Source organism: Acinetobacter sp. V91_7 (assembly GCF_031799075.1).
GTDB classification, from domain to species: Bacteria; Pseudomonadota; Gammaproteobacteria; order Pseudomonadales; family Moraxellaceae; genus Acinetobacter; species Acinetobacter calcoaceticus.
Genome location: NZ_JAVQNT010000043.1, coordinates 88,707 through 100,686, shown reverse-complemented (window position 1 = coordinate 100,686; position 11,980 = coordinate 88,707). Strand labels below are relative to the sequence as shown.

The following is an 11,980-nucleotide window of genomic DNA, read 5'->3' as shown; positions in this document are numbered from 1 at the left end:
CTTTTATTTATTAAAAAATTATGTTTCGATTTCAGTAGAACTTTTCCATTTAACTATCGTAATAATCATACCCACCGTGATAATCAGTAAGCCAATTACAGACGAAATATGAGGAAGTTCATTTAAAGAAATTGCTGAGATAATTGTCGCTAAAGCTGGTACAAGTGCAGCAAATACCGATCCCACAGTAGAGCCCAATAAAAATACAGATTTACTATAAAAATAAAGAGCGACAATGGAAACAAAAAAGCCTTGATAAATAATTTGAGGTAAAAGTACTCCTATAGGTATAGAGAAAATATCCAATCCTTTTAAGTAAAAATAGATTGGTGAATAAAATAACATTGAAAAAAATGAAACTAATCCAGTAGCATATAAAGCTGAGTCACAATAATATCTAGATGCTACGGTATACATTGCCCACATAACGCCACCAAGTAAAAAAAGCAGGTAGGAATAAATACTTGATCCATTAAAGGCAAAGAAACCAACTAAGATAACACCTGCTATGATTATGGATATTCCAAGGTATTCATTATTGAGTATTTTATTCTTAAGGAAAATCACACTCAATATAAGAGAAAAAGCAATCATACTGGCTGGAGTTACAGCCGCAAATTGTTCTACTGGAGCAAATTTTAGGCCTTGAGCAATAACTAACATATAAGGAGCACCAAGACCAACAACCATAATTACTATCCCAATAATTGGAATTTTCTTTTGCTTGTGCTTAATAGAAGAATAAAATAAATATGGAGATAATAATAAGCCTGAAAAAATAAAACGGAGAAATGTCATATCCCATGCATCAAGATTTGATCTGGCTACTCCAAATCTTGTCATTACGGGAAAAGCTGCCCAAATAAAAGCAGCAATTAAACCGCATAATACACCTACCCAATATTTATTTTGATTCTTCATGGGAATTCCAATATGTAAGTTAATAAAGTTAAAATACTTACTCTGATTTTAGGTATTTTTTAAGTCCTTCAATTGTCTCAGAATTCAATGGCATTGCTTTACGAGTTTCAACATTAACTTGAACAATAACAGTCTCAGCTGAAGCACAAAGTTGCTTATTTTGAAAAATTCCTTGTTCAAAAATAAGTGAACTATTTCCAATTTTTTTTACAACTGTCCCTATTTCGACAGTACCTGGCCATAAAATTTCATGGATATATTTAATAGTTAAATTTGCGATAACAAACTCAGCATCATGGGGTTTAATGACAATAGTAGGGTTATAAATTAATTCAACACGACCGGTTTCAAGAAATGTTGAAAACAACGCATTATTTATATGACCTTGACGATCAGTATCTGAATATCTTAATTTATCACTTGTAACAATTGGATAATCTATTGACGTTATATCCATTTCTACCTCCAAGACTAAAAGATAGCTATTACAAAGAATATTGTAATAGCTAATTTTTATTATTTATGACCGATATTAACTGACTCAATAGGTGCTTTTTTTCTAAGATAAGCATATTCAAGATCATTCAGTAACATTTGGGCTCTATTTAAATCTCGAGAAGCATAATTAATACTTGTTAAGAAATGAGCGAGTTCTTCACTATTTTCAAAATTATTAAAAACGTCTACTCTCGATACATCTAAGTTTTTTCTTTCTTCTAGTTGTTTTAAATAATCTGCATCTATTACTCGAAATGCTGCACCTATGCTCAGACCTTTTGCATTAAGAACCTTATGCCATTCGAATGGGGGATTCACTAAGACATCACCCAACCGCACCGTTCTGAGGTTCACCATAATCTTGAGTACTATTTCCTAAAAACATATGCCCTGTAACTATCCAATTAGGAATATCAAACCAATTATTTTTAAAAATAGATTCACGAACTTTTTTAAATGCTAATTTCCCCCAAGGGAATGGATCATTGTAACCAGAAGAAATTGTTCCTAAGTGTGAATAGACATCCAATTGATCATCAAAAATATTTTTTAAGAATTCTTTTGCTGGACCAATCTTTCCGGTTACATAATTATAGTCTGATTCGCCATCCTTACTACGCATAGTAACGCCACTATTACCATTCTTTACTCGCCACTGTAGTTCTAAGTTCTCGTCAATTTCACCAAAAAATTGGCGAGACTTTAGTTCATCATCTATTAATGCCAAGTTTTTAAATAAGGCTGGTTTCGTAAAATCCTCAGTGTATTTGTTTAAATTTTCAGAGGTCATTTTTCCTCTATGTTCTTCTGGTTCAACAATATTAAGAAATTTATACTGACTATTTAGGGTACTCATTTTATACTTTCCTCTTCTTTTTTTGAAATCTTGTTCTGTAATTTTGATAATCCACAGTTATCTTTGACAGTGTTGTCAAATTTGACACCCCTGTCAAGTATAAGGAATGTAAATTGTCTGGTATTCGTCAGTTTGATGAGCAAATAGTCTTACCTATCGTGCTCGATATTTTTTGGAACAAAGGATGGCAAGCGACCTCTTTTGTTGAAATTGCCCAAGTTACAGGTGTTCAACGAGGTTCTCTTTATAATGCTTATGGAAGTAAAGAAGCTCTTTTTCTACATGCCTATAAAATCTATACAGATAATTTTATAAAAAATGTAAAAAAAGCAATGGTAGGTGATTCTCTACAAGATGTTTTGAGAGGTTTTTTCAAAACAGCACTAGAAAACATGACTAAAGGAACTCCATCGAGAGGCTGTTTAACAACAAAAATGTTGATTGAAATAGACGTAACTAGCGAGCAAATTCAACAAAGTATTAGAGACTTTATGAATGATTTAAAGCTTATTATGGTTGTGCGATTATCAGAGAAAAATTTAGAAAAATCGTTATCTATTACTGCGGAAGAAGCTGCAGAAGTCATATTAACATTTGTAAGAGGAATTGCAGTAATGGAAAGAATGCATAAAGATCCACAAAAATTAATGACGATTTACGAGGCATTTATTTGCTCATTTATAAACTAATTAATTACATTATTAGTTTATAAGTCCCCTCTCTTTAAAACACATTCATTAAGCCACTATTGAAGATTAGTTGGCTTAATGACTCCCCAAAACTAAATTCAATTGATGAACTTGCCTCATCGTAAGGCTCATGGTCTACTCATCACATCATATTTTTAGATTATTCTTTTTCATTCAAATGTTTGGTTTAAAAAACTGCTCTAACATCACATCCCTTTCTTCTAAACTGTTCGAACTTAGAAACTGCATCATCAAGCCATCGATTAGGTTTAACACCATGTTGGCATCGGGTTTTATTGTACAAGTTTCTAGAATAAAAATCAGATCAAAAATCTCATGAAGTAGCCATTTTCGATATTCAATCGCCATGCGGTAACCTTGCGAATAAACGAGTTTAATTTCAAATATGGCTTTGAGTAATAAGTGGTACAGGCTATTAGAACAGACATGTAAACGCACAATTTCTTTGAGTTTATCGCTTGAAGTGTAGTAACGGTTTGAGTAGATAATAGACAACACTTCTTCTTTAAGGAGTCTCTTTTGAAAGGCGATACACATTTCAATCAGGCGCTCTTTTGAGGCAAAGTAATTATAAAAAGTGGTTTTGGTTATTCCAGATTCTTTCACAATCAGGTCTATTCCCGCTGTGTGAAAACCATAGGTGGTAAATAAGCGTATCGCCGTGCGAATAACCTGTAATTTTTTGGAAGAGATTTCTAAATTTGACATAGTTTTACCGTTATAAATTCTTGTTGTTTCTAAAAGAGATACTTTTCTGGGAGAAAAAAGGCATAGCAAAGCCATAAAGACTGTGCTGGGCACATCTCAAGGTTTATTGTTGATATAAGTTTTTAGACGAAACGAATGAAAGCTTGAAAAGCCGAACGGCGATCAAACCTTTGTAAAAAGTTTAAGTTGTGTCGTTATAGTGAATTTTGGCAATGGTTGCCAATAAATAATGAATGTGCAAAGCCAACTCCTTTATATATGGAGTTCTGCCAGAGCATTATAAATTATGGTGGCAGAACGAAAGAGGGTTAGCAGACTGGTACGACAACCAGCACACCCGAGGGTGTCCCTCTCCCGTCCTACCGCTACGGGAGGGAACGAGGAGCTTACGCACAAAACTATTCCTCAGAAGAAATAATCCTGATGCGGTCGTATACGGTCTGCTAAAACCGTCTGGCAATGTAGGCCAGCCCGCAAATGTTAATCTTCAAAAATTAAGGTGTCAATGTGAAATTGGCTAGAAATTATTTAATTAATTATTGTTTTTCATTTAATTATACAATTAAGGAAAATCTTAAGTAAAGATTGATTAAAGCTTCAGAATAAGAGTAATTAAACTTAACTACTGCATTTAATTTTAGAACCGATAACCAAACTTTAAACCATCCCCATCTTTAAATATATTATTTATCTTTTGATCCCATATAGTTATTTCACCAATTGAATTACTTAGGAATTCAACTTACGATTACTAATTAAGTAAAAAATAAACTTATATGAATAGACTGGAATGTAATCGAATGTTTATTTCGATCATTGAACTAGGAAGTTTTGTTAAAGCTGCCGAAAATTTAAATACAAGCGTAGCACAAGCATCCAAGCTCATTTCAAAGTTAGAGAACGAATTGGGAGTACAGCTTCTAAAAAGATCAACTCGCTCATTGAAGCCCACAGAACTGGGATTAGCGTATTACCACCGAATTAAGCAACTCATGTCAGAGTTTGATGAAATTGAAATTAGTATTAAAAATCAATCTCGAGCCCCAGTCGGAAAACTAAAAATAAGTGCTCCTAATTCTTTTGGAACAGTACAACTAAGTAAAACACTGGTTAACTTTGCACAAAATTATAGTCAAATTGAATTAGATGTGAGTTTTACCGACCGCACGGTGAATGTCATTGAAGAAGGATTTGATATCGCCATTCGAATAGGCGAGCTTAAAGATAACAATTTAATTGCGACTCCTTTATCTCAAATTAGATTTTTATTAGTCGCATCTCCCCTTTATCTAGAAAAATTTGGCTATCCTCAAAGTCTTCAAGACCTAGAATCTCATTCCTGCATAATTGATACAAATTTTAAAGATCCATATGAATGGACTTTTTTTGAGAAATCACCTTCGAATGTATTACATACCATTAATGTGAATGGTCGGATTCATTTTGCGAATACAGAAGCCTGTTTAGCGGCAACCATAGCAGGACTTGGCATCGCCAGATTACCTATGTTTATTTTAAAAGATGCACTTATCGACAAAAAGATTATTCCTATTTTAGAAAACTATGAATTACCGCGAAGAGGTCTCTATGCGGTTTACCCTCCTGCAAAACATCTAGCCAACAAGGTGAGAACCCTGATTGATTACTTAAAAGAGCAATATGCGTACCCTGCCGAATGGGAAATTTACGAGTAATTATTTCCAAAATAGAAATAAATATTCAATTTCAGCCTACTTAATCACTTAAAAAATCAACAGTAGTATGTATTCATCAAGTTAATTCTCATCGAGATAGAAAATGAATACATCTAACACAGCTCCTTATGCGGCATTACTACTCCGTATAACCTTAGCGCTTTATTTCTTTGCCCATGCTGGTCTCAAACTATTTGTATTTACACCAGCAGGTACAGCACAATTTTTTCAATCTGTTGGAGTTCCGGGATGGATGGCATATGTAACTATTCTCTGGGAGATTTTAGGAGCAATATTATTATTGATTGGTTTTAAACCTCGAATTGTTGCGATTGCACTAATTCCAGTCTTATTGGGTGCAATATTTACTGTACATGGTGCTGCCGGTTTCTTTTTTACAAACCCTAATGGTGGTTGGGAATTCCCATTTATGTGGATTATTTCTTTAGTTACTCTGGCACTCATTGGTGATGGATCGTTTTCTTTAAGTAAATCTTTTAAAAACTAAGCTCGTTAATAGATGAGATGCCATCGTATGAATGGCATCTAAACACCAAATATTCAGCTCATTCAGGGTATTAAAATGAAAGATCTATTTATAATTTTATTACACGGCGTAGGTAGTAATGGTGAAGACTTAGAAGCAGTTGGAGAATTTTTTAAAGCCAATCATTCTAATTTAAATTTTGTCGCACCCAATGCTCCTTTTAGCTTTATGAACAGTAAAGAGGCCTATCAGTGGTTTAGTATCGCTGGGGTTGATGAGGAGAATCGATTTAGTCGGATTAAAGAAGCCAGACCTCATTTTGACCAAAAAATCCAAGAAATCATTACTCAAAACCAATTGGAAAACCACCTAGATAAAGTCGTTTTTTTAGGATTTTCTCAAGGTGCAATAATGGCTTTAGATGCGGTCGTTTCAGGGCGTTGGCCTATTGCTGGGCTGATTAGCATCGCTGGAAGATTAGCAAGTCCAATCAATAATGAAATTAATAAAAATACGAAAGTTTTATTAATTCATGGTGAGTCAGACGCCGTCATTCCTCCAACCGAAAGCCAAAGTGCATATCAACAAATGCATGCAGCCAACTTAAATGTTGAGTTGAATATTTTACCCGCTACGGGACATACCATTTCGCATTCAGCCCTTCAGATAAGTCTTGATTTTTTAAACACTATTTAATCCATTTGGCCTAAAAATCCAAATCTGAACTTAGATCTTCCTAAATCTAAGTTCCGTACTTTCTCGTCTCAAATTATTCTTCGGAGTTAAAAATGACTACATCAATCCGTGCAGAAGATATTATCAGCCCTATTACTGATACTATAAAAGCGAATACAAACTCACCAAAAGAAGCAAAAAATCTAGGTTTGTTTGCTTATGATAAACCAACCCCAGAGAATACCGTTTTATTACTTATTGATCATCAAGTTGGTTTAATGGCTAGCGTTCGTGATACTTCAAGCCTAGCTGAATTAAAAAGTAATGTTCTTGGTTTAGCACGTACGGCTAAAGCTCTTAATATTCCAACATTAATTACCTCATCAAATGCGCAATGGCAAAATGGCGACACTCTCCCAGAAATTAAGTCATTGTTCCCAAATAATTCAATTTATCGACGTACGGGGATCATTAATGCATATGAAGATCCGACTTTTCGTAAAGCACTTATTAATTTACTAGAAGCAACAGGTCGAACCCATATTATTATTGCAGGCGTAACCATTGGTACTTGCTGTACTTTCCCAACACTATCGCTATTAAATGATGGATATAAAGTATACCCAGTCATTGATGCATGTGGAGCATGGAATCAATATGAGGTTCAGGCCGCTACATTACGCATGGCAAATGCTGGTGCAGAACCAGTAACGACCTTTAGTCTAGCTTGTGAATTACAAGCTGACTGGAAAAAGCCTTCCGCAGACCAAATGCTTGAGCCTTTCAAAGAAAACTTATCGGAGTATGGATTTGTACTACAAAACTTCTGGGATAATGTAGGCACCCCAGCGGTTGAAGATCCTTTCAAAATCAAATAATTGATTTTTCTTAAGCTTTGTATCTTTGATTTTTCGTTAAAATTATAGATACAAAGCTTTCTAGTTTATTACCGCTGATAAACTTTCTTTCCATTAAAAATGGTCCATACCACCTTTGTTTCAGCCAACTGTTCAGGCGAAACTTTAAAAATATCTCGATCCACTAAAATCATATCGGCTTTTTTGCCCGGTTCGAGCGTGCCGATGCTTTTATCTAAATAAAGTGCCTTAGCCGAATTAATCGTATAAGCCTTAAATACTGTATCTCGATCAATCGCTTCCGCTGGATTTAAAACATCTCCTTCAATTCCTTTTCTTGTAATTGCAGTAGCCATAGCAACAAAAGGATTGGCGGTTGAAACTGGTGCATCGCTTGCGCCTGCAATTGTCGCGCCGTTAACCAACAACGAATGTGCAGGATACATCCCCTTATAAGAAGCTGCATCAATATAAGGTTTTACCAGTTCTTTGTTAAAACTGTCTTCGTAGGCCCATGCTAGTTGCATAGAAGCAATCACATTATTTTGTTTAAAGCGCTTATAGTCTTTAGGGTCTACGAGCTGGAGATGAGTAATACTATGTGGGACATTGCTCTGACGTTTTGAACGAGCATATTCAATTGCATTTAAAGATTCCTGTACAGCTCTATCCCCAACAGCATGGATATGAACCAGCATATTTCGCTTGTCAGCTTCATCAACAACTAACTTAAAAATATTTGGATCGAATAACAAAGTCCCTTGCTTGTTACTATTAGAATATCGGCCAAGTAGTGCAGCTGATTGGGCTGGAAACTCTAATACGCCATCCGCAAATACCTTTACACCAATTAGATTAAAGTTATCTATGTTTTTATATTTACTATTGATTGACCCAATGATGTTAAAAACTTGAGGCGTACTTTTTGAGTTAATTACATGTAACCCAGAAACTCGCGCCGTTAACTCTCCTTTCTGAGATAATTCTTTATACATTGGAATCATCCCTAATGTTTCCTCTGTATTTTTAATATTGGTAATTCCCTTATTGGGACTGGCATTTGCAGCAATATCCATCCATGCCGTGAGACCCAAACTGTTATAGTATTTGACCGCTTCTTTAGAGCCTTTATAAAGCAGATCATGTGATACAGATGGAATTTTATCACTCACCATATCCCAGCCTGAATCGACCACAAATCCAGTTGGCTCAAATTTTTCATTATGTGCAATATTTTGCTGATCATCTGGGCTTAATTGCTGAATGAAGTTTGCGTCTATACCTGCTTTTTTTAAAAGTGCTTGGTTTGCCCATGCTGTATGATGGTCGCTACCCACTAAGGCAATTGGGCGATCTTTCCATTCATTATTGTTAAATACATTGGATAGTTGGTCAGCTAATTCCCAGTATTCTGACGATAGACCATTTAAAAAGAGAACATCTCCAGCAACACCTGTACCATCCAAACTTGACTGTCTAAGTTTTGCTTCCACCTTAGAAATATCTATGGTTGTATCGTCACTATCCATGGTTGCTAATACAGCCTCTACACCAGATGCTAAAGCATGAATATGACTATCGATTAAACCTGGCATTAAAACCTTGTTATCAAGATCAAAAACTTGTGTATTGCTATCTGCAATTTTTTTAATTTCTTCGTTACTACCCACTTTTATAATGGTTCCATCATGGGCAACGGCGATTGCTTGCTGAAAAGAGTCTTTATCTTTAGCGGTATAAATTTTTCCATTAACATAAATACTTTCAGCACCAATATTGTCGGCACTATCATTGTCTGTACATCCTAAGTTTATAAAGAGCAAACCTAGGCTGAGTGCTAAAAATCCTTTTTTAAATCTCATATTTAACTCCAAAAAATAATTTAAATTCTAATAATCGTTTTCCAATCTTCTTGTTGATATGTTTACATCCAGTCTTTGAGCACTTAGGTCTATCCATCGACTACGGTTTGCTTACCACTCATACCTTTAGATAGTTCAATACGATGCTTTGCGCTATTCGCTAGAATCTCTATTTCACTGTTTGGTAGGCCCTTTAGCCCTGAGCCCATAATTGCAATTTTTGTTTTTAAGATTTCCATAAATTTATCTCCATTCGGTAATGGATAAACTAATTTTTAAGTTTATTTGAGGATATAAAAAGAAGAGAGAAAATACCGCTTTATGAGATTTTTGTCCGTTACTCGGACAAAAAATATTCTAAAAATAATAATCATTAATGTAGTTTCCAATCACATTAATGATTATGACTGACTGTATTGTGTATTAGCGGTTTTCAATATCTAAGGAATATGGATACGTTATTATTAAAATATGATAAAAAAGACCTCGATTAAGGTCTTTTTGCATAGCCGCTTCATTTAATAATTTTATTTTGAAGAGTTCCAATAATTGACGTAATTCAACTGCTGAATCCCTCGTTCTACAAACCCAGCATTTTGCCATTGTTTTACATCAACATCGCGTTTTATCAGCTTGGCCTTTAATGCAGTCTGTACACCTTCTTGTAGATGCCCAAGATAGTAGTCATCTAAAAGTGGTGAAAAAACTGTTTTTAAGGCTTTGTCTTGTAGACTCAATGCATAGAGTTCTGTTGGTAAGCCTGCATTTTGAGTGACAAGTTGAATAGCATTGTCCCGGTTTTCAGGCTGTGAGACCCAATGTGCTGATTGTAAAACCGTATTGACCAATGTTTGGACAAGTTCTGGATGTTGTTTAATAAACTCACTACGACCCACCAGACCCGACTGAATTGTCCCAGCTCCATCCTGCCGCTGTCCAGTACTCAGCGGAACCTCTACAATTTTCTGCTGTTTGAGCGCTAGAATTGGCATCAAACCCCAGCTAGCATCAATTTGCTTAGCTGCAAGTGCTGCATTGGCCGCAGCAGGATCCAAATTAATAATGCGAAAATCTTTTTCCGTAAAGCCATATCGCTCGATATATTGATCAAACGACAATTGCATAGCAGTTCCTTGAAAAATCGCAATTCGTTTACCTCTCAACTGCTCTAGGCTGGTATATCCTTTATTTGGCAAAACACCCAAATAGGCATCTAACTGTCGTCCAGTCGCCACCAGTAAAGTGGTATCAATTTGGTTTGATTTACCAATAATGGCTGCTAAGTCACCCAAAAAAGCAAAATCTAATTGCTTATTGGCCAAGGCTTCATTAATTACAGGCCCTGCACCTTTAAAAAATTGCCATTCAATCTCAATATTGTTCTTTGCAAATGCTTTTTCGAGTAGCTGATTTAAATAAATATAATCGACCAGTGGTGTGCCGCTACTATGTCTTTCACTACTGCTTAAATCAGGTACTGCAATTCTAATTTTTACGATATTTTCAGTCTGATTTGTTGTTTTTGAAGGTGCTGATGAAGATGGTTTAAAAATAAATAATAGCAAAGCGATAAAAATAAGCGCAGAAATAATCCAGATAAATCTATTACGTTTTGATAGTGTGGCCATATCGTTTTTCTCAACAACATATACAACGTCACTGCTTAACGACAGTGACGTTTTGCATGTTTAAAATAGTCTTTAGTTGGCATTTAAAACGGCGTGAAGCTTGGCTTTTTCGAGTTGTTCTGCTGATAAATCTTTGGGTAATGTGGTTTTACCCTTTAAGCCATGTACGCCAGTCGTTACTTCACCTGCAAGCGTAATTCGGCGGACAATGCGATGTTGATCTCCATAATCGTTAACCGCATAGTGCTGCGTAGAGCGATTATCCCAAATCACCACATCTCCTTCCTGCCATTGCCAGCGCACGGTATTTTCTGGTCGCGTTACTTTTTCTTGTAAAATATTAAATAAAAACTGTGAATCACTTTGACTGAATCCCACAAGTCGTTTGAAAAAATGCCCCAGTAATAGACTTTTCTTGCCAGTTTCTGGATGTACCACAACTACTGGATGCTCTGTCTCGTATTTGGTAGATACAAAAATTTTCTTTAGTCTTTCTAGTTGTTCCGGCTCGACATTTTGTTTTGGTCCACCATAATCATATTCATTAGAGTGTACGGCCACCAACTGCTCAGCAAATTGCTGTAAAAGCTCAGGCAGATCTTCATAAGCAGTTTCGGTATTTGCCCAAGTGGTATCACCACCTGTTTTAGGAATGATTAGACCTCTTAAAATACTAATTTTAGGATATGCATCCACAAAAGTGACATCAGTATGCCAAGAATTAGCTCGTGCACCTTTTTGTGAGTCAAGTTCAAAAATAAAATCTGTGCCATCCACTGCTGGGACTGTTGGGTGTTTAACGGGTGAACCAAACAATTCTGCAAATTTCTCTTGCTCGGTGTCTCCCAAATGTTGCTGGCCACGAAAGAAGAGTACTTTGTGCTCTAATAGAGCGTCATGTATAAACTGAACGGTTGATGAATCAAGCTCAGAGCTTAAATGAATGCCTGATATTTCAGCCCCAATTCGACCAGTTAATTTTTTAACTTGTAGTTGTTGTGCTGGTTTCTGAATAAATGTAGTCATGTTAATTTCCTGTCATAATATATGACTGAATTTTTATCAGAAACGGCGGCATATTCTG

14 protein-coding genes are annotated in these 11,980 nt (G+C 35.5%); 5 read left to right on the top strand and 9 right to left on the bottom strand.

All coding sequences use genetic code 11. The features are described 5' to 3' along the window. Positions 1-18: 18 nt before the first annotated feature. From RMB03_RS15420 to RMB03_RS15405, 4 genes are read right to left on the bottom strand one after another with little or no spacing between them, the layout of a single operon-like run. Entirely contained in the window at positions 19-921 is a 903-nt protein-coding gene (locus RMB03_RS15420) for a DMT family transporter (protein WP_311076833.1), read from the bottom strand. Positions 922-958: 37 nt separating this feature from the next. Beyond that, positions 959-1,378, bottom strand: coding sequence for a thioesterase family protein (locus RMB03_RS15415; RefSeq protein ID WP_311076832.1), 420 nt, complete (start codon positions 1,376-1,378; stop codon positions 959-961). Positions 1,379-1,437: 59 nt separating this feature from the next. After that, positions 1,438-1,737, bottom strand: a complete 300-nt coding sequence (locus tag RMB03_RS15410) for a hypothetical protein (protein ID WP_311076831.1) — start codon at positions 1,735-1,737, stop codon at positions 1,438-1,440. Between the two features lie 7 nt (positions 1,738-1,744). Then, entirely contained in the window at positions 1,745-2,275 is a 531-nt protein-coding gene (locus RMB03_RS15405; protein WP_281834001.1) for a hypothetical protein, read from the bottom strand. Positions 2,276-2,388: 113 nt separating this feature from the next. Here RMB03_RS15405 and RMB03_RS15400 point away from each other — a divergent pair, with 113 nt between their 5' ends. Further along, positions 2,389-2,964 carry a TetR/AcrR family transcriptional regulator gene (locus tag RMB03_RS15400; RefSeq protein ID WP_311076830.1) on the top strand — a complete coding sequence of 192 codons (576 nt, stop codon included), beginning with the start codon at positions 2,389-2,391 and terminating at the stop codon, positions 2,962-2,964. A gap of 174 nt (positions 2,965-3,138) precedes the next feature. Here RMB03_RS15400 and RMB03_RS15395 read toward each other — a convergent pair whose 3' ends face one another. Continuing rightward, positions 3,139-3,693, bottom strand: coding sequence for a TetR/AcrR family transcriptional regulator (locus RMB03_RS15395; RefSeq protein WP_311076829.1), 555 nt, complete (start codon positions 3,691-3,693; stop codon positions 3,139-3,141). A gap of 800 nt (positions 3,694-4,493) precedes the next feature. Between RMB03_RS15395 and RMB03_RS15390 the strand changes: the two genes are divergently transcribed. From RMB03_RS15390 to RMB03_RS15375, 4 genes are all read left to right on the top strand, one after another. After that, on the top strand, positions 4,494-5,387 hold the full coding sequence (locus RMB03_RS15390; RefSeq protein ID WP_045432059.1) for a LysR family transcriptional regulator: 894 nt from the start codon (positions 4,494-4,496) through the stop codon (positions 5,385-5,387). Positions 5,388-5,490: 103 nt separating this feature from the next. After that, the gene (locus RMB03_RS15385; protein ID WP_281834009.1) at positions 5,491-5,895 is read left to right on the top strand and encodes a DoxX family protein; all 405 of its coding nucleotides are present in this window, start codon (positions 5,491-5,493) and stop codon (positions 5,893-5,895) included. Positions 5,896-5,970: 75 nt separating this feature from the next. Further along, entirely contained in the window at positions 5,971-6,570 is a 600-nt protein-coding gene (locus RMB03_RS15380) for an alpha/beta hydrolase (protein WP_281834011.1), read from the top strand. 92 nt (positions 6,571-6,662) lie between these two features. Continuing rightward, positions 6,663-7,427, top strand: coding sequence for an isochorismatase family protein (locus RMB03_RS15375; RefSeq protein ID WP_045432048.1), 765 nt, complete (start codon positions 6,663-6,665; stop codon positions 7,425-7,427). A gap of 68 nt (positions 7,428-7,495) precedes the next feature. Here RMB03_RS15375 and RMB03_RS15370 read toward each other — a convergent pair whose 3' ends face one another. The 4 genes from RMB03_RS15370 to RMB03_RS15355 all read right to left on the bottom strand — a co-directional run bounded on the left by RMB03_RS15370 (position 7,496) and on the right by RMB03_RS15355 (position 11,922). Continuing rightward, entirely contained in the window at positions 7,496-9,268 is a 1,773-nt protein-coding gene (locus RMB03_RS15370; RefSeq protein WP_311076828.1) for an amidohydrolase, read from the bottom strand. Between the two features lie 89 nt (positions 9,269-9,357). Next, a complete protein-coding gene (locus RMB03_RS15365; protein WP_311076827.1) occupies positions 9,358-9,507 on the bottom strand; it encodes a hypothetical protein in 150 nt (49 codons plus the stop codon). A 288-nt stretch (positions 9,508-9,795) separates the two neighbouring features. After that, a complete protein-coding gene (locus tag RMB03_RS15360; protein ID WP_311076826.1) occupies positions 9,796-10,896 on the bottom strand; it encodes an ABC transporter substrate-binding protein in 1,101 nt (366 codons plus the stop codon). 72 nt (positions 10,897-10,968) lie between these two features. Further along, positions 10,969-11,922, bottom strand: a complete 954-nt coding sequence (locus RMB03_RS15355; RefSeq protein ID WP_311076825.1) for a TauD/TfdA family dioxygenase — start codon at positions 11,920-11,922, stop codon at positions 10,969-10,971. Positions 11,923-11,980 lie beyond the last annotated feature (58 nt).